The 21,566-nt window shown below is 66.7% G+C and carries 18 protein-coding genes and 1 pseudogene; 13 read left to right on the forward strand and 6 right to left on the reverse strand.

What is annotated here, in order from left to right:
• The first annotated feature begins 3 nt into the window (after window positions 1–3).
• From ABEG18_RS08860 to ABEG18_RS08895, 8 genes are all read left to right on the forward strand, one after another.
• Window positions 4–951 carry an ABC transporter permease gene (locus tag ABEG18_RS08860; RefSeq protein WP_406857701.1) on the forward strand — a complete coding sequence of 316 codons (948 nt, stop codon included), beginning with the start codon at window positions 4–6 and terminating at the stop codon, window positions 949–951.
• Window positions 951–2,027, forward strand: coding sequence for an ABC transporter ATP-binding protein (locus tag ABEG18_RS08865; RefSeq protein ID WP_406857702.1), 1,077 nt, complete (start codon window positions 951–953; stop codon window positions 2,025–2,027). The genes ABEG18_RS08860 and ABEG18_RS08865 overlap by 1 nt, the downstream gene beginning before the upstream one ends.
• Window positions 2,020–3,039, forward strand: coding sequence for an ABC transporter ATP-binding protein (locus ABEG18_RS08870; protein WP_406857703.1), 1,020 nt, complete (start codon window positions 2,020–2,022; stop codon window positions 3,037–3,039). Before ABEG18_RS08865 ends, ABEG18_RS08870 begins: the two co-directional genes overlap by 8 nt.
• A gap of 28 nt (window positions 3,040–3,067) precedes the next feature.
• Window positions 3,068–4,177 carry an NAD(P)/FAD-dependent oxidoreductase gene (locus ABEG18_RS08875; protein WP_406857704.1) on the forward strand — a complete coding sequence of 370 codons (1,110 nt, stop codon included), beginning with the start codon at window positions 3,068–3,070 and terminating at the stop codon, window positions 4,175–4,177.
• Between the two features lie 52 nt (window positions 4,178–4,229).
• Window positions 4,230–5,972 carry an ABC transporter substrate-binding protein gene (locus tag ABEG18_RS08880; RefSeq protein ID WP_406857705.1) on the forward strand — a complete coding sequence of 581 codons (1,743 nt, stop codon included), beginning with the start codon at window positions 4,230–4,232 and terminating at the stop codon, window positions 5,970–5,972.
• 55 nt (window positions 5,973–6,027) lie between these two features.
• Entirely contained in the window at window positions 6,028–7,113 is a 1,086-nt protein-coding gene (locus tag ABEG18_RS08885) for an NAD/NADP octopine/nopaline dehydrogenase family protein (protein ID WP_406857706.1), read from the forward strand.
• 34 nt (window positions 7,114–7,147) lie between these two features.
• Window positions 7,148–8,251 carry an NAD(P)/FAD-dependent oxidoreductase gene (locus ABEG18_RS08890; protein WP_406857707.1) on the forward strand — a complete coding sequence of 368 codons (1,104 nt, stop codon included), beginning with the start codon at window positions 7,148–7,150 and terminating at the stop codon, window positions 8,249–8,251.
• A gap of 78 nt (window positions 8,252–8,329) precedes the next feature.
• A complete protein-coding gene (locus ABEG18_RS08895) occupies window positions 8,330–9,475 on the forward strand; it encodes an ATP-binding protein (RefSeq protein WP_406857708.1) in 1,146 nt (381 codons plus the stop codon).
• 180 nt (window positions 9,476–9,655) lie between these two features.
• On the opposite strand, the gene ABEG18_RS08900 is transcribed toward ABEG18_RS08895, so the two are convergent.
• Both ABEG18_RS08900 and ABEG18_RS08905 read right to left on the reverse strand, forming a co-directional pair.
• Window positions 9,656–10,348: a LysR substrate-binding domain-containing protein gene (locus tag ABEG18_RS08900; RefSeq protein ID WP_406858571.1), complete on the reverse strand. Its 693-nt coding sequence runs from the start codon at window positions 10,346–10,348 to the stop codon at window positions 9,656–9,658.
• An 87-nt stretch (window positions 10,349–10,435) separates the two neighbouring features.
• Window positions 10,436–10,582: pseudogene (locus tag ABEG18_RS08905) on the reverse strand (LysR family transcriptional regulator); the annotation flags it as partial.
• A gap of 110 nt (window positions 10,583–10,692) precedes the next feature.
• Here ABEG18_RS08905 and argH point away from each other — a divergent pair.
• From argH to ABEG18_RS08925, 4 genes are read left to right on the forward strand one after another with little or no spacing between them, the layout of a single operon-like run.
• Window positions 10,693–12,141, forward strand: coding sequence for an argininosuccinate lyase (gene argH, locus ABEG18_RS08910; protein ID WP_406858572.1), 1,449 nt, complete (start codon window positions 10,693–10,695; stop codon window positions 12,139–12,141).
• Complete coding sequence (locus tag ABEG18_RS08915) at window positions 12,138–13,040, forward strand: amino acid ABC transporter permease (protein WP_406857709.1); 903 nt, start codon at window positions 12,138–12,140, stop codon at window positions 13,038–13,040. Before argH ends, ABEG18_RS08915 begins: the two co-directional genes overlap by 4 nt.
• Window positions 13,037–13,801 carry an amino acid ABC transporter ATP-binding protein gene (locus ABEG18_RS08920; RefSeq protein ID WP_406857710.1) on the forward strand — a complete coding sequence of 255 codons (765 nt, stop codon included), beginning with the start codon at window positions 13,037–13,039 and terminating at the stop codon, window positions 13,799–13,801. The genes ABEG18_RS08915 and ABEG18_RS08920 overlap by 4 nt, the downstream gene beginning before the upstream one ends.
• A 27-nt stretch (window positions 13,802–13,828) precedes the next feature.
• Window positions 13,829–14,665 carry an ABC transporter substrate-binding protein gene (locus tag ABEG18_RS08925; RefSeq protein WP_406857711.1) on the forward strand — a complete coding sequence of 279 codons (837 nt, stop codon included), beginning with the start codon at window positions 13,829–13,831 and terminating at the stop codon, window positions 14,663–14,665.
• Here ABEG18_RS08925 and ABEG18_RS08930 read toward each other — a convergent pair.
• The 4 genes from ABEG18_RS08930 to ABEG18_RS08945 form a co-directional block, all read right to left on the reverse strand.
• Window positions 14,632–14,868: a hypothetical protein gene (locus ABEG18_RS08930; protein WP_406857712.1), complete on the reverse strand. Its 237-nt coding sequence runs from the start codon at window positions 14,866–14,868 to the stop codon at window positions 14,632–14,634. The two genes, ABEG18_RS08925 and ABEG18_RS08930, sit on opposite strands and share 34 nt — an antisense overlap.
• Before the next feature lie 63 nt (window positions 14,869–14,931).
• Window positions 14,932–16,551: a bifunctional aspartate transaminase/aspartate 4-decarboxylase gene (locus tag ABEG18_RS08935; RefSeq protein WP_406857713.1), complete on the reverse strand. Its 1,620-nt coding sequence runs from the start codon at window positions 16,549–16,551 to the stop codon at window positions 14,932–14,934.
• Window positions 16,552–16,611: 60 nt separating this feature from the next.
• Window positions 16,612–18,303, reverse strand: coding sequence for an aspartate-alanine antiporter (gene aspT, locus ABEG18_RS08940; protein WP_406857714.1), 1,692 nt, complete (start codon window positions 18,301–18,303; stop codon window positions 16,612–16,614).
• A gap of 39 nt (window positions 18,304–18,342) precedes the next feature.
• Window positions 18,343–21,015, reverse strand: a complete 2,673-nt coding sequence (locus tag ABEG18_RS08945; protein ID WP_406857715.1) for a decarboxylase — start codon at window positions 21,013–21,015, stop codon at window positions 18,343–18,345.
• 235 nt (window positions 21,016–21,250) lie between these two features.
• On the opposite strand from ABEG18_RS08945, the gene ABEG18_RS08950 reads away from it, so the two are divergent.
• On the forward strand, window positions 21,251–21,544 hold the full coding sequence (locus ABEG18_RS08950; protein WP_406857552.1) for a hypothetical protein: 294 nt from the start codon (window positions 21,251–21,253) through the stop codon (window positions 21,542–21,544).
• Window positions 21,545–21,566 lie beyond the last annotated feature (22 nt).

A 21,566-nucleotide genomic window follows, 5' to 3' on the forward strand; every position in this document is an offset into this window, starting at 1 on the left:
GCCGTGAGCGAGCAGACTTTCGCCGCCGTTCAGACGCCGTCCAGCACGCCTGTCCGCCGTCCTGCGAACGGCGTCTGGCGCCAGGGCTGGCGCCGCTTCGCCCGCAGCCGGACGGGCATGTTGGGGTTGATTCTCGTGCTCTTGGTGGTGGCCACCGCCGTGGTCGGTCCGTTCGTCGCCCCCTTCGATCCGCAGGACCAGTCGGCCATGATCGATCCGGGCGCCAAAGCGCCGCCGAGCTGGACCCACCCGCTGGGCACGGACCGGATGGGTTATGACGTCGCCAGCAGGGTGATCTACGGCGCGCCGACGGCGCTGGCCGTCGGGCTCGGGGCGATGTCGATCGCATCGCTGATCGGCGTCCTGATCGGCGGCGTCGCAGGTTATCGGGGCGGCCTTGCAGATGAAGTGCTCATGCGCTTCACCGACTTCTTCCTGGTCATCCCGATGTTCGTGGTCATCCTCGCCGTCGTCCGGCTTCTGGGGGTGGCGATCGTCAACACGCCCTTCGAAAGCGTTCCCTATCTCAACCTGGGCGTGATCATCCTGCTCATCGGGATGTTCTCCTGGGCGCCCATCGCGCGCATGACCAGGGCAGAATTCCTGCGGCTGAAGCACCAGGAATTCGTGGAGGCGGCGCGCTGCATCGGCGCCACCTCGGCCGACATCCTCTTCCGCCACATCCTTCCGAACGCCCTGCCGTCGCTGGTGGTCATCATCGCCCTTGGCATCGGCGGAGCCGTCCTGGCCGAAGCGATGATCGGCTTCCTCGGGTTCGGCGATCCGGCGGCGATCAGCTGGGGGCAGCTTCTCTACTTCAACTACGAGGCCCTCAAAGTCGCCCCGTGGGCTTCCCTCAGCCCCGGCGGAGCGATCTTCGTGACCGTGCTCGGCTTCAACCTCCTGGCGGACGGCCTGACGGACGCCTTCAACCCGCGGGCGAAAAGCTGATGGCGAGTCCCGGCCTCGCCCAGGCGGCCCCAACGCCGGCCGCCACGACGGAGACGCCGCAGCCCGCGCGCGTGCTCGTGTCCGTGGAGAACCTGCGCATCGCCTTTCCGCCCTGGGACAGGCCCGTGCGGATCGTCGAGGACGTGAGCTATGAGGTTCGCGCCGGCGAGACCATGGGCATCGTCGGGGAGTCGGGCAGCGGCAAGACGCTGTCCAGCCTGGCCATCCTGAACCTGCTGCCGCCACCCGCGCGGATCATGGGCGGTCGCATCCTGTTCGAGGGCGAGGACCTGGTCGCGAAGTCGCAGCGCGAGATGCAGCGCCTGCGCGGCCGTCGGCTCGCCATGGTGTTTCAGAACCCCGGCTACTCGCTCAACCCGCTCATGACGGTGGGCGCCCAGCTGGCGGAGATCCTGAAGGCGCACGAGAAGCTTCCCAGGGCGGCCGCCATGCAACGGGTCGAGGAGCTGTTCCAGCTGGTGGGGATCACCGATCCGGCCCGCAGGCTGTCGCAGTATCCGCACGAGATGAGCGGCGGCATGAAGCAGCGCGTCTGCATCGCGAGGGCCCTGCTGTGCAATCCGGCGCTCGTCCTCGCGGACGAGCCGACGACGGCCCTCGACGTCACCATCCAGGCCCAGATCCTGGAGCTCTTCGAGGCTCTCAAGGCGCGGCTCGGCATGTCGATGGTCTTCGTGACCCACGACATGGGCGTGATCGCGCGGATCGCCGACCGCATCACGGTGATGTACGCCGGCCAGGTCTGCGAGACCGGCGACAAGCACGCCATCTTCGCGCGGCCCTCCCATCCCTACACGCAGGCGCTGCTGTCCAGCACGCCGCGCATCGACCGCCGCTATGCGGTGGACGCCTCGGGCCGTCGCGAGCGCTTGCCGACGGTGGGGCGCGCCGCGATTCCGGGGCACGCCCTCGGGACTGGCTGCCGTTTCGCCGGGCGCTGCCCCGAGGCCGAGCCGGAGTGCGCCCGGCTCACGCCTCAGCCTGTCGCCGTCGAAGCGGGGCGGGTGGTGCGCTGCCTGAAGCGCGGAAGCTTGGGAGCGCCCGACCATGCCTAGCGTCACGAACGAGGCAGGCGCCCCAGTCAACACGCCGGTTCTCGCGGTCGAAGGACTGGTGAAGAGCTATCCGCTTCACCGGCGGGGCGTGTTCCGGCGGACGGTTGCTGCTGAGCTCCGCGCCGTCAACGGCATCAGCTTCAGCGTCGCCAAGGGCGAAACCCTGAGCATCGTCGGCGAAAGCGGTTGCGGCAAGACGACGGCGGCCCGCTCCATCCTGAATCTCGTGGAGCCCACGGCAGGAGACATTCGGCTCGATGGCGTCGACATCCGGGACATCTTCGCGCGAAACCGCCGCAGTGAGGTGCTCGCCCTGCGCCGGCGCATGCAGTACGTCTTCCAGGATCCCTACCTCTCGCTGAACCCCCGCTGGAGCGTGCGGCAGATCCTGGCCGAGCCCCTGCGCGTGCACGGCCACGTTCCGCGGGGGGAGTGGGGCGACGCCGTCGAGCGGCTGCTGGAGCGGGTGGGCCTTGCGCCGGAGCATGCCGACCGATACCCGCACGAGTTCTCGGGCGGTCAGCGCCAGCGCATCGGCATCGCGCGCGCCCTGGCGGTGCAGCCGGACCTGCTGATCTGTGACGAGCCCGTCTCGTCTCTGGACGTCTCGGTGCGCGCCCAGATTCTCAACCTGCTCGCCGACCTGCAGGAGGATCTCGGCCTCGCCTACCTGTACATTTCGCACGACCTGAGTTCGGTCCGGTTTCTCAGCAACCGCATCGCCGTAATGTATCTCGGCGATGTCGTCGAGATCGGCGAGGCGGACGCGATCTTCGACCGGCCCCGCCATCACTACACGGCGGCCCTGATCGCCGCCATCCCGGTCCCTGATCCGTCGCGGCAGCCCCCGCGCCAAGCCATCCAGGGCGAGATCCCCAGCGCCATCCGGCGCCCCTCGGGCTGCGTGTTCCACACGCGTTGCCCCGCCGCGCTGCCCATCTGTTCGAACCACAGTCCGCCCCTCGTCGGATCGGAGAGCGGACACGCCTTCGCCTGTCACAACCCCCGCTAGCCCGGGCAACTCAACAGGATCCACCAGGATGAACGTCATTGTCATCGGAGCCGGCGTCCTCGGCAGCTCCATCGCCTACCGCGTCGCGCAAGGGGGCGCCCAGGTCACCGTGCTCGAGGCGACGCGGGTCGGGGGAGGGACCTCCGGCGTGAGCTTCGCCTGGACCAACGCCAACAACAAGCCGCCGCGCGCCTACCATGACCTCAATGTCGCTGGGATGCGCGCGCACGCCGCCCTGAAGGACGAATTCGGCGCGACGCCCTGGTTCCACCAGAGCGGCAGCCTGGAGTGGCGCGTGAGCCCGGCGGAGGTCGCCGCGCAGGCCGAAAAGGTGGCCCGCCTGCGGGACTGGGGCTACGCCGCCGAGTTCATCGACAAACGGCGACTGCAAGAGCTGGAGCCTGAGATCGCGGTCGACGCCGTGGCCGACGACGCCCAGATCGTGTTCTGCCCGGAGGAGGGGTGGGTCGACCCTGTGCTCTACGCCGGCGCCATGTTGCGGGCGGCGCGGCAACGCTATGGCGCGGTCGTGAAGAGCGGCGTGCGGGTGACCGGCCTCGAGACCCGCGGGGGCCGCGTGGTGGGCGCGCGCGACGCCGCCGGCGAGGTGCACCACGCCGACCTGGTGATCAACTGCACCGGGCGTTGGTCCAATGAGACGGTGCGCGACACTGCGCCGAACGTGCCGCTCGCGCCCACGATCGGATTCCTGGTGTTCACTCCGCCGGTCGGGATCGACCTCAGGCGGCCGTTCCATGCGCCCGATCTCGATGTCCGCCCCGATGGCGCGGGGCGGCTGATGATCCGCAAGGACTCGCTCGACGATCGCTTCGCCGCCCTGCAGAGCCGCACGCCCGACTGCGAGGAAGCGCGGCTCGCGCTCGCAAGCGCCACGGAGCTGCTGCCCAGCCTCGCCGGCGCGGAGGTCGAAGCCGTGCGGACCACGGTGCGTCCCATTCCGGCGGACGGGCTCACGACCGTGGGGCCCACCCGCGGCGTCGACGGCTACTACGTCGCCGTCACGCACAGCGGGGTGACGCTGTCGCCGGCGCTCGGCCATTTGGTGGCCGACGAGGTCCTGCGGGGCCGCGAGCGGCCCGAGCTGGAGTCCTTCCGTCCGTCTCGGTTCCAGGCGTGAGCGCCCCGGAATCCGCCCAGACACACTGAACGCAAAACCAGAGGGGAAAGCCATGACTACGGACACGACCCGACGCGACCTGCTCAAGTGGACCGGCGCCGGAGCCGCCGCGCTCGCGGCCGGCGGCATCCCGGAGGCGGCCCTCGCCAAGCCGCCCTTCTTCAAGCTCTACCTGATGATCTTCAACAACCTCCAGTCGCGCATGATCTGGACGGATCTGATCGGCAAGCAGTTCGCCCGCCTGGGCATCGACGTCGTGTCGAGCTACCAGCCCCCGTCGGTCGTGATCGCCCGCCGCGCCAACGACACCGGCAAGACGCACGTGGACGGCGGCTGGGACATGTACTCGGAGCGCATCTACTACAGCGGCCTCGTGCCCCTGCCGGAGACGCTGTTCCACAGCAAGAACGTTCCGCCGAACGGGCAGAATTTCTACCGGATCTCGGACAAGAAGATCGACGAATCCATCGAGAAGTATTCGCGCGCGGTCAGCCCCGAGGAGCGCAAAGCCGCCATCCATGCCTTCATCGAGCGTTGGTATGAGATCGAGCCGCTGCACATCGTCTTCTACCCGGAAGAGGTGATCATCACCAATCCGAAGCTGAAGGGCATGGATTCGACCACCTATAACCCGGTGTTCTTTCCCCGCCCGGAGAACTGGACCATCGAGGGCGCGACGGGCGACGTCACCGCCACCTTCGCCTCCTGGCAGCCGCCTAGCCAGCTCATCCCGATGTATGGCAGCGGCTACAACGAGGCCAACATCTTCGGCCCCGTGTACAACGCCCTTTTCGAATACGACAGTTGGGCGAACAAGAAGCTTGTCCCGGCGCTGGCCGAGTCGGTGAAGACCTCGGACGATGGCAAGACTTGGGTGTTCACGTTGCGCAAGGGCGTAAAGTGGCACAGCGGCGAGGAATTCACCGCCGAGGACGTCAAGTTCACCTGGGACACCGTGATCGACAAGGCCTATGGCAGCGTCTTCCAGGCGCCGCTGGCGACCGTGATGGGCGGCAAGGACGCCTACAAGGTCACGGGCGCGCACGAGATCACCGTGCAGCTTCCCGAGCCGAACATCATGTTCCAGGACTTCGTCCTGCCGGTGATCGCCATCATGCCGAAGCATGCCTACCAGGGGCTCAAGCCCGAGGAGTTGCGCGGCCACGTGATCAGCACGTGGGTGGGCACGTTCCCGGTGAAGACCTCGGACGGCAAGGTCTTCGAGGCCAAGGGCGGCGTCGGCACCGGACCATGGATTCCGCAAGGATTCGATCCGTCCCGGAAGGCGTACAGGTACGTCAAGAACGAGAACTACTGGAAGAAGACGACCGGCAACGTGAAGACGTTCTATGTCGTCAACATCCAGGGCGCCGACGCGGTGCTCAGCGCCATCAAGTCCGGCGACATCGACGCGCACGACCCGATGTATGACGTCGGCGGGTTGCTCGACACCATCGACCCGTCCTGGGGCACGGTGAACCGCTTCGACTCGTTCAAGTGGATGCAAACCTGCCTCAACATGAACCACCCGGTGTTCGGCACAGGGGTCGAGACGCCTCTCGGCAAGCAGGACCCGAGCCGCGCGGCCGAAGCGGCGGCTTACGTCCGGAAGGCCATGAGCCACATGATCCCGCGCGAGCAGATCATCAAGAATGTCGTATCTGGCTTCGGAAAGCCTGGCACCGTGCCGATTCCCTTCACCTCCGAAGACTACGACCACGATCTTCTGAAGCCGATCGCGTACGATTTCGAGCTGGCGAAGAAATACATGGAGAAGGCCGGCTACAAGTATTGAACGCGGCCTATCCAAATCATCCACCCGAAATGGAATCCAGCTGAGGATCTTGAACATGCGTGTCGCCATCTTGGGCGCCGGCTCGATCGCTTATGGAAACGCGGCGTTGCTTGCGTCGCTGGGACATGACCCGGTGCTCTGGTCCCCCTCGGGCCAGAGCGGGAGGAGCATCGCGCGCGGCGAGCCGCTTACCGCGACGGGCGCTCTCACCGGCTCGTTCCCGGTCCGGATGGCGTCCAGCGCCGGCGAGGCCATCGCCGGCGCCGACGCCGTGCTGTTCGCCTTGCCGGCGAACGGCCATCGGGCGGCCATGGACGCGGCGGCGCCGCACCTCGAGGCCGGGCAGGTGGCCCTGATCAGCTCCCACACCTCGTTCAGCGGTCTCTACCTCGCCAAGAAGATCGCCGAGCGCGGGTTGGACATTCCCGTGGTGGTCTGGGGGACCACGATCACGGCGGGTCGCCGCACGGGCGACGCCAGCGTCAACGTCGCGACGGTCCGGGCCAAGGTGGACATCGCCACCATTCCGGTCTCCGCCGCGGCGCGGGGCCTGGCGACCTGCCAGGCGCTGTTCGGCGACCGTTTCGTGGAAAGGCCCGACGCGCTCGCCATCTCGCTGTCGAACCTCAACCCGCAGAACCACCTCGGCATCGCGCTGTGCAACTTCACCCGCATGGAGCACGGCGAGACCTGGGGCCAGAACGAGAACAACACCGACTCCGTCGGCCGGCTGCTGGAGGCTCTCGACGCGGAGCGCCTGGCGATCGCCGAAGCGGCCGGCTATCAGGTTCGCACCATCCGGGAGCACTACCACCTGTCCTTTCATGTCGAGCCCGGCCCGGTGGGCCAGATGGCGCGCGAGCTTGCGGCGCGCGGCAATGGCGGCAACGGCCCGGCCACGATCGACACGCGCTACGTGCTGGAGGACGCGCCGTTCGGGCTGCGCCCGACCGTGCTGCTGGGCAAGCTGACCGGCCGGCCGGCCACTCTCCATCAGGCCGGCATCGACATCTTCTCGGCGCTCTACGGCCGTGATTTCGCGGGCGAGAACGACTTGCTGGATGAGATCGGCCTCGAGGCGATGACCTTGGCGGACCTCAAGGCCCTGGTGCGGGACGGCTGGTCCGCCCGGAGCCACTGACGTCCCTTTCGCTCCTTCCAGATGGAAAACGACCATGCCGGACATCATCGTCATTGGAGCCGGGGTTCTGGGAACCTCGGTCGCGTACCGCCTCGCCAGCGCGGGCGTGAAAGTCACGGTGCTCGAAGCCACCCGCGTCGGAGGAGGGACCTCCGGGGTCAGCTTCGCGTGGACGAACTCGTGCAACAAGGCGCCGCGCGCCTACCACGACCTGAACGTGGCGGGCATGCGAGCCCATGCGGCGCTCATGGACGAGTTCGGCTCGACGCCATGGTGGCACGGCGGCGGGCGGATCGAGTGGAAGGCTCCCGCCGAGCGGGCCGAGCAGAAGGCCAAGGTCGCGCGCCTGCAGGACTGGGACTACCCGGTCGAATGGATCGATCGCAAGCAGGCGCTTGAGCTGGAGCCGGACATCGCGCCGGAGGCGATCGGCGACGCGCCGGTCGCGTGGTACCCGAGGGACGGCTGGCTCGATCCGGTCGTCTATGCGCACGCGATGATGAGCGCGGCGCGCCGACGTGGCGCGGTCCTGCGCATCCAGACGCGGGTCGCCGGGCTGATCGTCGAGGGTGGGGCCGTGAAAGGCGTACGGACGGCGAGCGGCGAAACCGTCTACGCCGACCAGGTGGTGAACTGCACGGGACGCTGGTCGAACGAGGCATCCGGCGGCGACGCCCCTGTGGTGCCGCTTGCTCCGACGATTGGCTTTCTGGTCTTCACCCCGCCCGTGCCGGCGTCGATCCAGCGCGTCGTGGCGTCGCCGATTTGCGATTTCCGCCCCGACGGAGCCGGTCGGCTGATGCTGCATTGGGGGCCCGCCGACGCCACGGTGACGCCGGAGCTCGGTGTCGAGCCCGGCATGGATCAGGCCATCGATCTCGTGAAGCGGCTCACCCGGATTCTCCCCGGCATTGCGCCGGTCAAGCCTGAAGCCGCGCGGGTGACGGTGCGGCCCATCCCGAAAGACGGGCTCTCCGCCATCGGTCCGGTCCCGGGGCTCCAAAACTACTACGTCATGGTGACCCATAGTGGCGCGACGCTTTCGCCAGCTCTGGGCGCCATGGCGGCTGACGAGATCGTGAGTGGGACGAGGCGACCAGAATTGGCCGAGTTTCGGCCTGCGCGATTCTTCGCATGACTGACTCGCGGCCCCGCGTCTGACCCAATTGAAAGCGGACGTTGAGGAGGCCTACTTTCCGCCAAGAGCGGAAGTCGCATGCTTGCACTGCTCAACAGCGGACGAGTAGTGGGGAACATGCAAAGAGGTCTGCTTAGGCTCTTTCGCGACCAGGCCGCCCGTCAGAATCGTGAACTGCCCGGCGCAAATTGGGCGTCATCCCTGGAAGGGAGTCGACCGGGGGTGCAGGCGAGGTCGTCGAGTACGCCGCAAGCTGCGACCTTAACGCAGCGCCTGTTGGCCTTTTCACGTCAGCAGCCTTTGAAGCCGCAGGCGGTGGATGCGAACAAGCTCGTCGCCGGAATGTCCGATCTGCTAGGTCGCGCGCTCGGGAGCGATATCCGTCTTGAGATCGTTCAGGCCGGCGGTCTTTGGCGAACGCATGCTGACCCGAACCAGCTGGAAAACGTGCTGCTCAATCTCGCCGTCAATAGTCGGGACGCCATGCCCGAAGGTGGAAAGCTGACGATCGAAACCCAGAATGCTCACCTCGATGAGCGCCATGCTTCGGCGCAGCTCGGCGTCCCATCGGGTCAATACGTGCTCATCGCCGTCAGCGACACGGGTTGTGGAATGGCCCAGGAGGTCATCGAAAAAGCCTTCGATCCGTTCTTCACGACCAAGGAGGTGGGAAAGGGCACCGGACTTGGCCTCAGCCAAGTGTACGGCTTCGTCAAACAGTCCGGGGCGACTGTGAAGATTCACTCCCGGCGGGCGCAGGGCACAACGGTCAAGATCTACCTTCCTCGTCTGCTTGGTGCGGATCGTGAGGCAGGCGGACACGTGACCCCGGATCTTCCTCCGCTGGGTGAGCAGACCGAAACGATACTCGTCGTGGAAGATGAGGAGACCGTGCGTCAGTTCAGCGTCGAGGCGCTTGGCGAGCTTGGCTATCTGGTGATCGAAGCCGATGGGGCGGCCGCTGCGCTGAGGCAATTGGAAGCCCATCCGGAAACCGTCCTGTTATTCACGGACATCGTTATGCCTGGGATGAACGGCGCGAAGCTGGCGGAAGAAGCGTTGAGCAGTAGGCCTGAGCTCAAGGTCCTCTTCACCACCGGCTACACGCGTAACGCGGTGGTCCATCACGGCGCCCTGGAGTCTGGAGTTCATCTGCTCGGCAAGCCCTATTCGCTCGACGAGCTCGCCGCCAAGGTCCGTGCGATCTTGGACGGAGCAAGCTGAGCCGCATCCAGTCCTTTCAGGCCGCCGCCGGCACCCGGAGTTGACCTGGGGCGGACCTGGCGATTCACCGCTCTGACAGTCAGCGCGATAGGCGATCACAAAGAGAACTGTACGTCTGCTGATCAGAGCCGCTCGGAATGGGCCGGAGCGCAGGGATTTCGGCAAGCGGCGGGATCGGGTTCATGCGTCCAGCTCTTTGGCGGGAGCAAGTCCGCCTGTCTGGCCCGCCTCCGCGATCAGCCAGTCGCGGAACAGTCTCAACTCGCGCTTGGGCCTCCGACCCTTGGGAGTCGTGAAGTAGTAGACATGCCGGCTTTCAAAATGAAGGCCGCAAGGGTTCACCAGCTTGCCTGAGGCCAGTTCCTCCTCGACCAGCCGCTTGGGAACAAGCGCCAGCCCCTGGCCGAAGATCGCGGCGCGGATCACCAACGCGTAGAAGCCGAAGCGGATCGTGTGAGACGGCGTGATCGCGTCGAGGCCGTGCGCCTGGGTGAACTCTGACCATCGAAGAGGCGTCTGAAAGTGCTCCAGCATCGGAAAGCGAGCCACGTCCGCCGGCGTCGCGAGAGGCCCCTGGCGCTGCAGCAGGTGGGGAGCGCCCACGAGAAGCACGGTTCGGCCGAACAGGTAATCCGCGTCGTGGCCGGGCCAGACGCCCTCTCCGAACCGGAAGACGCCGTCCGCCTCCTCCGCGACGTCGCTCGTCACGAACGTGGTGAATTGGACGTCGATCTCCGGATGCCGCTCGGCGAAGCCGGTGAAGCGCGGCACCAACCACCGGTCGCCAAGGATCGGCAACACATGCAGGCGAATGGATTGCGGCGCGTCGCGCAACGCCGCCAAACTCACCGCCGCCGCCTCCAGCGCGGCCATGGCGATGCGGGCTTGCCTGACATAGATGCGTCCGCCCTCCGTGAGAGCCAGACCATGCGCTGAGCGCAGGAACAAGGCCGATCCGGCGCTCGCCTCGACCGCCTTCAGCTGTTTGGACGCCGCGCTCTGGGTCATGTTCAAGGCGCGCGCGGCCGCGGATGCGGAGCCGTGCTCGGCAACGGCGAGCAAGACGCGCAGGCCCGTCGTGGAGGGCAATGTCGGTCGGTTGGGCATGACACGGTGATCTCGCGCCCCCTTATTCCAAAACGGAATGGGGGCTGTCCATCATTTCAGTTGTGAGGACGGGGCCAGGTTGTAGCTTTGGGGGCGCCAGGAGATGTGTGATGAGCAAGAGCGGCATGTTGTGGGGCGGCCGCTTCCGGCACCCGCCCGCCCCCGAGATGATGCGTCTGTCGCGGGCCGACGCGAGCTTTTTCCGACTGACGCCGTACGACATCGACGCCTGCCAGGCCCATGCGCGGGAGCTGGAGCGGGCGGGCCTTCTCGCCACCGCGGAACGTGAGGCGATCTGCTCGGCGCTCACCGGAATCGCCCAGGATCACCGCGAGGGCAGGGCGCTCCCGATCGAGACCGACGAGGACGTCCACACCTTCGTCGAACGTCTGCTGACCGAGCGCCTGGGCGCGTTGGGCGGCAAGCTGCGCGCCGGACGCTCGCGCAACGACCAGGCCGCCAACGACCTTAAGCTCTTCTTGCGAGACGGCGCGCGGCTCCTGGCTCAGGACGTCATCGGCCTGCAAGAGGCGTTGGTCGCCCAGGCGAAGCTTCACATCGAGACCGTTGCGCCAGGATTCACGCACCTGCAGCCGGCGCAGCCCGTGAGCTACGCCCATCAATTGCTCGCGCACGCTCAGACGCTGTGGCGCGACGTCGAGCGCCTTCGCGACTGGGATCGGCGCGCCGCCACGTCGCCGCTCGGCGCCGCCGCCATGGCCGGGTCCGCCATCGCGCTCCGCTCCGACCTGTCCGCAGCCGAACTCGGCTATGACGCGCCCTGTGAGAACTCGATCGACGCAGTCGGGAGCCGAGACCACGTCGCCGAGTTCGTCTTCGTGGCCGCCATGACCAACGTTCACCTGTCACGGCTGGCCGAGGAGCTGTTCCTGTGGTCGTCACGTCAGTTTGGCTGGATCGAGCTTCACGACTCCTACGCCACAGGCTCGTCGATCATGCCGCAAAAGAAAAACGCGGACATCGCGGAACTCACGCGTGGCCGGGCGGCTCGCCTCATCGGCGACCTCGCGACCGTCCTGACCATGCTCAAGGGCCTGCCCTTCGCCTATAATCGCGACCTGTCCGAAGACAAGCGCGCCGCCTTCGACGCGCTCGACTCGCTGTTGGCGACCCTTCCCGCCCTAGCCGGCATGGTGGCCAGCATGACCGTTCGCGTCGACCGCCTGCTGGCGCAATCCACGGATGGCTTCACGCTCGCCACCGAAGTCGCCGACTGGCTGTCGCGCAGGGGCGTGCCGTTTGCGCATGCTCACGAGATCACCGGCGCGCTCGTCCAGGCCTGCGAGGAGAAGGGCGTTGGCCTCCAGGACCTCACGGCGGAGGAGCTCGCCGCCTTCGATCCCCGGCTCGACGCGACCCTCTTGCAGGCGCTGACCGCTCAGGCCGCCATCGCGGCCCGTTCGGGCCCGGGCGGAACAGCCCCGGCGCGCGTGCGCGAGCAGCTGGCGCGCCTCGAGGCCAGGCTCGTCGAGCAGCGCGCCTGGGCGGGCGCCTATGCCGGCCCGCGCCATTTCCCTGATCGAGACAAACCCGCATGAGCCCGCCGTCTGTCGCGCCGGGCGCTCCCGTCGGCGCCTCGCCTTACGAAATCGCGCATCTCACCCATGTGCGGCCGAAGCACTACGGCCGGTGGATCGCCGCCGCGCTCGTGCTCGCCTGCTTTGCGGCTGTCGTGAAGGCGTTTGTCGAGGGGCAGATCGCCTGGGCCGTCGTGGGACAATTCCTCACCGCGTCGGCCATTCTCAGCGGCCTCGTCAACACGGTCGCCATGACGGTGTGGGCCATGGCGCTCGGCGTAACGCTTGGCGTCCTGTTCGCCATCATGAAGATGTCGCCAAACCCGGTGCTGCGCTGGCTGGCGGGGTTCTACATCTGGTTTTTTCGGGGCACGCCACTCCTGCTGCAACTGCTGCTGTGGTTCAATCTGGCGCTGGTGTTCCCGCGCATCGGCGTCCCTGGGCTCATCGAGTGGCGCACCGTGGACGTCATGACGCCCTTCATGGCGACGTTGCTCGGCCTTGGCATCAATCAGGGCGCGTACACGGCCGAGGTCGTGCGGGGCGGCATCCTGAGCGTCGATCTGGGCCAGACCGAAGCGGCCAAGACGATCGGCATGACGCGCCTGACGACGCTTCGCCGGATCGTATTGCCGCAAGCCATGCGGGTGATCATCCCGCCGATCGGCAACGAGGTGATCAGCATGGTCAAGCTCACCTCGGTGGCCAGCGTGATCCAGTATTCCGAGATCCTGCGCAACGCGCAGACGATCTATTTCGCGAACGCCCGGGTCATCGAACTCCTGATCGTGGCCGCGATCTGGTATCTGGCCGTGGTGACGGTGCTCAGCGTCGGGCAACACGTCCTGGAGCGCCGGTTCGCCCGTGGGGGCCGCACCCAGGCGCGGCCCGAAGCAGCGGCCGAGGGCGGGCCAGCATGACGCCCATGATCATCGCGCTGGACGTGCGCAAGACCTATGGTCCGCTCAAGGCGCTGGACGGCGTCTCCCTCGAGGTCGCCCGCGGCGAAGTGGTGTGCGTCATCGGCCCCTCCGGATCCGGCAAGAGCACTTTCCTGCGCTGCATCAACCAGTTGGAGCGCATCGATGGGGGCGCCATCTGGGTGAATGGCGAGCTGGTCGGGTATCGCAAGGACGGCGACCGCCTCTTCCCGCTGAACGATCGCGAGGTCGCGCGCCAGCGCCTGGCGAGCGGCATGGTGTTCCAGCGTTTCAACCTCTTTGCGCATATGACCGCACTGCAGAACATCATCGAAGGTCCGGTGACGGTCATGAAGCGGCCCCGCGCCGAAGCGGTGTCTGAGGCCATGGCGCTCCTGGAGCGCGTCGGCCTCTCGGACAAGCGCGATTCCTACCCGGCCGAACTCTCAGGCGGCCAGCAGCAGCGCATCGCCATTGCGCGAGCGCTGGCGATGAGGCCTGAGCTCCTGCTTTTCGACGAGCCGACTTCGGCGCTCGACCCCGAACTCGTGAGCGACGTCCTGGCTGTCATGCGCGACCTCGCCCAAGGCGGCATGACGATGGTGGTCGTGACCCACGAACTCGGGTTCGCGCGCGAAGTGGCGAGCCGGGTCGTGTTCATGGACCGGGGACGCGTTGTCGAGCAGGGTCCCCCCGCGACGCTTCTCTCCAACCCGTCCCACACCCGCACGCGCGACTTCCTGGCCGCCGTGCTGCCCTGAATACGACGCACGAACCTGGAGCCTCCCATGAAGAAGACATTCGCCACCCTCGCCATCGTCGCCGTCGCCCTGGCGGCGGGCGGGTCGCTCGCAAGCGCGCAGACCGCGCCCGACAGGGTGAAACAGGCGGGCAAGCTCGTGATCGCCACGTTCCCGAACTATGCGCCCATCGCCTATAAGGAGCCCGCGACGAACACGCTGACGGGTTTCGACATCGACCTGGGCGAGGCGATCGCCAAGACGCTCGGCGTCAAGGCGGAGTGGCAGGAGATCGCCTTCGCGCAGATGTTGCCGTCGCTGCAGACGGGCCGCGTCGACATGGTGATGGCCGGCATGAGCGACCTGCCGAGCCGCCGCGAAGTGGCGGACTTCGTCGATTACATGAGCTCAGGGGCCCAGTTTTATACGATCACGGCCCTGGCTGGAGAGATCAAGTCCCCGGCCGACCTGTGTGGCAAGAGCGTGGGCGCAAGCCGCTCAACCAATTGGCCCCAACAGATCGCCGACTGGAGCAAGTCGAACTGCGAGGCGAACGGCAAGCCCGCCATCACAGTGGTGGGCACCGAGGGATCGGTCGATGCGCGCACGCAGCTGAAGACGCAGCGCCTGCAGGCCGCGGTGCAAGGCAACGAGACGCTCCCGTATTTCCAGAAACTCGAGCCGAACACCTACGTCCCGCTTGGAAAGGCGTTCACCCAGTCGCTCGTGGGCATTCCTTTCACCAAGGCCGAGAACGGGCTCCGCGACGCCGTCAAGGGCGCCCTCGAGAAGCTGCAGGCGGACGGCGTCTACGACCAGTTGCTCGCCAAATACGGTCTCCAGGACAACGCTCATAAGCCGATCTCGATCAATAAGGGCGAGTGACGCCCGCCGCCGAGCCGCGGCGGATGGCTGGCCGTGCGGGCGTTCCTGAGGGCCTTGAGCAGACCCTTGGCGCGTCGTGAGCCCGCCGCCAGCAACGACGCGGAGGTCCGCTTCTGGCGCGAGGCGAACTTCCGCGAAAGCCGCTGCACGCGCGGGCTGGAACGGGCGAGCAGGATCGGCTGATGTGTGACGACATCCGCCAAACCAGAGGGCTTCCTTCCAAAGGCGGCCCCGATGCCCCCGCTCGCCAGTTTACGCGCTCGTCCTCACCCCTGCTTGGCTGCCGCCTTGGAGGCTTCGAAGGCGTCCCGGTACCCTCGTGCGATGGTCCGGACTCCTCGCCCGATATCGTCATAGGCCTCGTCGGGCAGGTTCGCCAACGAGACCCTGAGCGACCAGTCCGGAGCCGAGAAGCCGCCACCGTTCAGCAGCACGATGCCATGGGCTTCGGCCAGGCGGAACGCCAGGTCGAGCGGATGCACATGCGTCTTCAGATACTCGACCGCCTCGTCGCCGATGTTCTTGCGGGCCCAGAACTCGAAGTCGATCAGGCCATAATAGGCGTCGAAGTTCGGATTGGGGGCCAGCTGTAGCCCAAGCCCTTCGATCAGGGCCTTCGCCCGCCGGTTCACGATCTCCACGCAGGCCTTCTGATAGGCTTTCGAGGCGTCCATCATCTCCGACAGGGAGAACAGGCTCATCATGACCTGCTGCGGCAGCGAGAGACCGGCCGTGTGGTTGAGAGCCACGTCGCGGCTGTCGGCGACGATCCTGTCGATGAATTTGAGCTTGCGCGGCTCCAGGGTCAGGGGAGAGTAGCGCTTGTCGAGCGCCTCCAGATCGGCCGCAGGCAGCTGCGAGATCATGGTGTCGAAAATGTTGTCCTCGTGGACCGCGATCACGCCCAGGCGCCAGCCGGTGCATCCGAAATATTTCGAGTAGGAATAGACGCCGATCGTATTGTGCGGAAGTTCGCCGAGCAGGGACCTGAAATCGTCGACGAACGTTCCGTACACGTCGTCGGTGAGCAGCATCAGGTCCGGGCGCTTGGTCTTCACCAGGGTGGCGATCTTGGCGATCGTCTCCTTGCTCATCGCCATCCCGGTCGGATTTCCGGGGTTCACGACGAAGAAGGCCTTGATGGACTTGTCTTCCAGCTTGGCGATCTCCTCGTCGGTGTACTGGAAGCGGTTCTCCTGCGGCGCCTTGATCTGCACCATTTTGAGGTCGTAGTCCTCCAGGTGCGTCATCTCGAGATAGGGCGTGAAGATCGGCGTCCCGAGGGCGATGGTGTCGCCCGGGTGCAGGAGCCGGTTCGCCTTCAGGGTTTTGAAGATGTAGCACATCGCGGCCGTGCCGCCCTCGACCGCATAGAGGTCGAACTTGCCGGAGGGCCGCGGCTCGCCGCACATCGCCCACATCAGATACTCATGCACGATCCGCTCGTTGTGGACGAGCATCCGGTCGGGCACCGGATAGTTGTCGCCGATGATCGAGTCCACCAGCTCGTGCACGAAGGCGTCGCGATCGAAGGCGAACTTCTCCCCCGCGAAACGGACCGTCGCGGCGAGATGCTCGGCGCCCGGCATGCCCGCATGCTGGGCGAGCCATGTGTCCAGCCGCGCCGCCACGCCGCTGGCCTGCGGCATGCCGCCGAGGCCGGCGGGATGGTCCATGACCCGCCGGCTTTCGGTCAACGCGAACAGGCCGAGAAGGAAGAAGGCCTCGCGCGGCTTGGTGGCGACCCAATTCGGATTGCCGCGGCCGGCGTTGAGGAATGCCGATTGCGTGGTCCGCGACGTCGCCTTGGCGAGGCTGATCAACTCGTCCTTGATCTCGAAAGGGCTGAGAGCTTCGAATTTCTTGAGCGTGAGGATGTCGGCCATAACTTACTCCTGAAACTCATGGATCGGGACAGTAAGCCGAGGTGATGCGGTCGCTGCGGGTCACGCCAACAGCATGACCAGCACCATTCCCCAGATCGTCAGCAAGGTGTTCCCGACGGCGTAAGTCACCGTGTAGCCCAGGCCCGGGATTTGGCTCTTCGCGCGGTCGTTGATCATCCCGAGCGAGGCGGTCGTCGTCCGGGCGCCCGAGCAGCAGCCGAGCACGATGGCGTCGTGGAAGCGGAAAACATATTTGCCGACATACATCGCCAGGATCAGCGGCACCGTGGTCACCGCCACGCCCCAGAGGAAGAGGCTGAAGCCGAGTTGCTTCAAGCCAGCCACGAAGCCTGGCCCGGACGCGATCCCGACCACGGCGATGAACACGTTCAAGCCCACCGAATTCATGAACCAGACCGTGGACGACGGGATCCGCCCGAAGGTCGGGCGCACGGAGCGTAGCCACCCGAAGAAGAGGCCCGAGATCAGCGCCCCGCCCGACGTGGACAGGGTGAACGGCACGCTGCCGACCTTGTAGACGACCGCTCCCAGAAGGGCGCCGATGGCGATGGCCGCGCCGATGAACGCGACGTCCGCCACGTCGGTCGCCCGGTCCGGAACGCCCAGCATCTTCGTCGCGGACGCGATGTCCTGCGAACGCCCGACGATCGTGACGATGTCGCCCCGCTGCAACTGGGTGTCCGGCAGGATGGGAATATCGGTCGCGACAGCCCCACGGGTGATCTTGCGCAAATAGACGCCCCGCGCTCCGGGCGCTTTGGCGAGCTCGGCGAGGGTCTTTCCGTCGGCGAACTTGCTCGTGACATAGACGTCGAGGCCCTCGGCGGGCACCGCGAGAAGCTCGCGGTCGTCGACCTCTTGAGCCCCGGCGCCGGCGAGGTTGACGAGCACATCGCGCCGACCCGCCAGGGCGACGACGTCGCCCGCCTGGATCACGGTGTCGGCGGTCGCATCGACGAGCTGGCTGTCGCGCCGGATGCGCTGGACGAACACCCTCTGGTCGGGGAGCAGCGCCTCGACCTCCTGCGCCGTCTTGCCCACGACCGGCCCGCCCTCGCGGACCCGGAAGGCGCGCAGTTCGAACTGGTGCCAGGCGGTGCCAGGACCGCCCAGCTGCTTCTTGGCCCCGTGCTCCTCCTCGTAGCGCTTGCAGGCGACCTCCAGATCGATGCCGAGAAGCGTCGGGCCGAGCAGGGCCAGGACGATCGCCGAGCCGATCGTGCCGAAGAGATACGTCACCGCATAGGCGACCGGCATGGCGTCGAAGATCTTCTGGCTCTCCTCCGGCGGCAATCCAAGCCGGTTGATCGCGTCGGTCGCAAGCCCCATCGACGCCGAGATGGTCTGCGAGCCGGCGTAGAGGCCAGCGGCCGCGCCGACGTCGTAGCCGGCGATCCTTGCGCCGAAATAGGCGCCGCCCAGACAGAACACGCAGACGACCACCGCGAACAGCGCTTGCGGAATCCCGTCCTTGGCGATGCCTCGGACGAATTGCGGTCCAACCCCGTAGCCGATGGCGAACAGGAACATCAGGAAGAAGGTCGGCTTGAGGGGCCCGGTGATCTTGATGTCGAGCTGGCCGATGATCACGGCCGCGATCAGCGTGGCGGTCACCGCCCCAAGGCCAAGGCCTTTGTAGGTGAACGAGCCGAAATAGTATCCGAACGCCAGGGACAAGAAGATCGCGATTTCCGGATAGCTGCGAAGGGTTTGAACGAACCAGTCGGTCATGATGTCACCCGTTCAGACGAGTACTGCGATCAGCATCGCTCAAAGCCGGTCCGGCTTGAGCAGCTTGAGCCCCCTGGCCGCCTCGTAGCCGTGGATCTCCTTGACATCGAGCTTGCGCATGAAGGTGATGGCGTCCTTGGTGAGGACCTGACCTGGCACCATGATCGGGAACCCCGGCGGGTAGGGGATCACGAAGTTCGCCGAGATCAGTTCGGGGCCGCTCTCAAGCCGCTTGTCGATCTCTGCGCTGCGCAGCGGGACATATTCGCAATTCTCCTCGCGATAGGCCGCGAAGAACGCCGTCCTCATGTCGCCTTCGGTGGTCGAGGCGCCGCCGTCCTTGCGATAGGCGTCGTGGAACCGGCTGAAATTCGGCAGGTCCGGCACCTCCGTCATGAGGCTGTGGACCTTCCGCTTGAACCCGTCCGTGGACGTCCCGCCGCCTTCCTCCAGTTCGCGGCACACCTGCACCAGCACGCGCAGCAGCAGCGCGACGTCGCTGCGGGTGTTGTTGATGTTGGACTGGATCAGGACGGAGTTGCGGGACGTCTTGTTGACCTGGATGTTGAACCGGTTGGCCAGCAAGCCCTTGAAGCTCGTGCCGTCGAAACCGGCGGTGCCGCACACCAGCGTCATGCGGGTGGGATCCAGGAAGAACTCGTCCTCGTGCACGGCCTGCAGCACCTTGCCCCAGTTCACGCCCTGCGAGAGGTAGTCGACGAAGCCCGAATTGCGGAACTGCTCGGGGATCATCTCGTCGGCCCCGAGCACGCGGAAGTACTTGGAGACGAGCGGATGACCGTTCACGGCCAGCCGGATCTTCAGCGCGATCGTGATGGCGTTCATGACCAGGCCGTAGCCTTCCAGCTCCATCTGCCGGCGCGCCACGTCGAGGCTGCCGATGAGCTGCTGGTTCGGGCTCGTCGAGGCGTGGGTGAAGATGGCTTCGTGGAACTGGCTCTCCACGTGCGGGAAATCGACGTCGCGCACCAGCACCATCGAACCCTGGCGAATGGCGGACATCGACTTGTGCGTCGAGTTGGTCTGGTAGACGCGCAGCCGCACCTTGCGGGGATCCGGGACCAGGCGGGTCGCCATCAGCGTCTCGCGCGACGGCTCGGCGCCCAGTTCGGCCTGCTGGCGCTCGTAGGCGTCCAGAGACTCGGGGTTGGCCAGCCAATCCTTGAGGTCCGCCGCGGCGCCCATGGCCGTGCGCGGGCGCAGGAAGGGCGACCAGTGCGCGAAGCCGGACCAGGCCTCGTCCCACAGGAAGATCAGGTCCGGCTTGATGGCGAGGCATTCCTCCATCACGCGCCGGGTGTTGTACATGTGCCCATCGAACGTGCAGTTCGTCAGATCGAGCATGCGCACGCGGTCGAGGCGGCCGTCGTCGCGGAAATCGAGCAGCGTCTTCTTGATGGCCTCGAGCGGGACCGCGCCGTACATGGAGTACTGCGTCAACGGGAAGGCTTCGACATAGCTCGGCTGTCCGCCGCTGAGCACCAGGCCGTAGTGATGCGACTTGTGGCAGTTGCGATCGACGATGACGACGTCGCCCGGCCTGACCAGCGCCTGCACGACCATCTTGTTGCTGGTGGACGTGCCGTTGGTGACGAAGAAGACGTGGTCCGCCCCGAAGGCCCGGGCCGCCATGTCCTGCGCCTTCTTGATGTTGCCAGTCGGCTCCAGGAGGCTGTCGAGGCCGCCCGTGGTGGCGCTGCTCTCCGCCAGGAACAGGTTCATGCCATAGAACTCGCCCATGTCGCGGATCCAGTCCGACTGGAACACCGACTTGCCGCGCGCGATCGGCAAGGCATGGAACGTGGCGATGGGACGCTGCGCGTATTTCTTCAGGTTGTCGAAGAACGGCGTCTCGTAGCGCGCCGCCACGCCCTCCAGGATGGACAGGTGAAGCTCGACCGGCTCCTCGATGGAGTGGAACACACGGCGCAGCACATCCGCCTGGGGGTCGCCGGCGATCGCCTCCACATTGCGGCCCGACAGCATGTAGAGGTCCAGCTCCGGCCGGATCCGCTTGAGGGCCCGGGCGAGTTCCAGGCCCGTTCCGCCGGCGGCCTTCGCGTAGGACGCATGCTCCAGCAGCTCGCGGATCACCGGGGCGTCGTGGCGCGAATGCAGGGTGACGTTCTCGCCCATCACCACGGCCGCGAGGCGCGGGTTGATCACGGTCGCGCAGATCGCGTCCTCGACCGAGCCGACGAACACCGGCTCATAGACGAATTGGTCCTCGCGCCGGCGCAGGCGCCGAACCTGGCTGCGCAGCGCCTTCCAGCGCGGCTCCTCCTGGCCCGTGACGTACAGCACTTCGAAATAGGGCCGCCGCCCTTCGCCGGGCGCGACGACGCTGGGCACGATGTCGGCGAGGACGGCGTCCTCCTCGGCCTCCCACTCGTCAGCGAGATCCGAGCCGCGGCCCAGCATGAGGACTTCGGCGACATGGCGCGCGAGGCGGGCCGCTTCGTCGGAGTCTCCGGATTCGATCAGTCCGCGCAGGCGCTCGACCGTCGGGCTTCCGGGGATGGCGTGAAACTGCTCCAGCACGGCGAGTTCGTCGACAGCCTCGACCAGTCCGTCCGGGCGCTGTCCCCCGGCGCACCATTCCCGCGCCTGGTCGGCCACGGCCTGCCAGCGATCGTTGCGGGTGGCGTGCAGGACGAAGAACTGGTCGATGCGGGGCGCCGCCGTGGCCATGAGTGCCTCCCTCGAGCGGGTGAGGCGGCATGCCGAGACGGATGCCGCACGCAGGCTGGAAGGATCTTCGGGCCGGGAAGGAGCGGGAAGTATCTTACCGTATCGGCGGGACGGACGCGGGGCGGGATCACCCCTGCGGCCGCGTCAAGCCGCCTCCTACAGTAAGATACTCCAAGCCGCGCGCGAGTGGCCGCATGCTGCCTCGATGAACTCGACCGCCTTGAGCGAGCCGCCGATGCACAAGAGGATCGTCGCGATCGCAGCGGCCTTTGGCGCGGAACGCCGCGCCGCGGAGCTCTACGCGCACAGCCCCGGGTTCCAGACCCTCTGCGATGACCTGGAGGAGGTGATCCGGCTGTCGGAGACGCTCCCGCAGACGCCCGAAAACGCCGCCGCCCTGGCGGAATGCGATCGCCTCGTGGCCGAGCTCGTGGGCGAACTGCGGGACTACGTGAAGCACGCGGACGAGCATCTGGGGCGCGCGACGAAGCGGACCGGCAAGGGCGCCAAAACTGGGCGACAAGACTGAAGCCCGGCCGCAGCGCGGCCGG

This window comes from Alsobacter sp. KACC 23698 (assembly GCF_045348435.1).
GTDB lineage: Bacteria > Pseudomonadota > Alphaproteobacteria > Rhizobiales > Beijerinckiaceae > Alsobacter.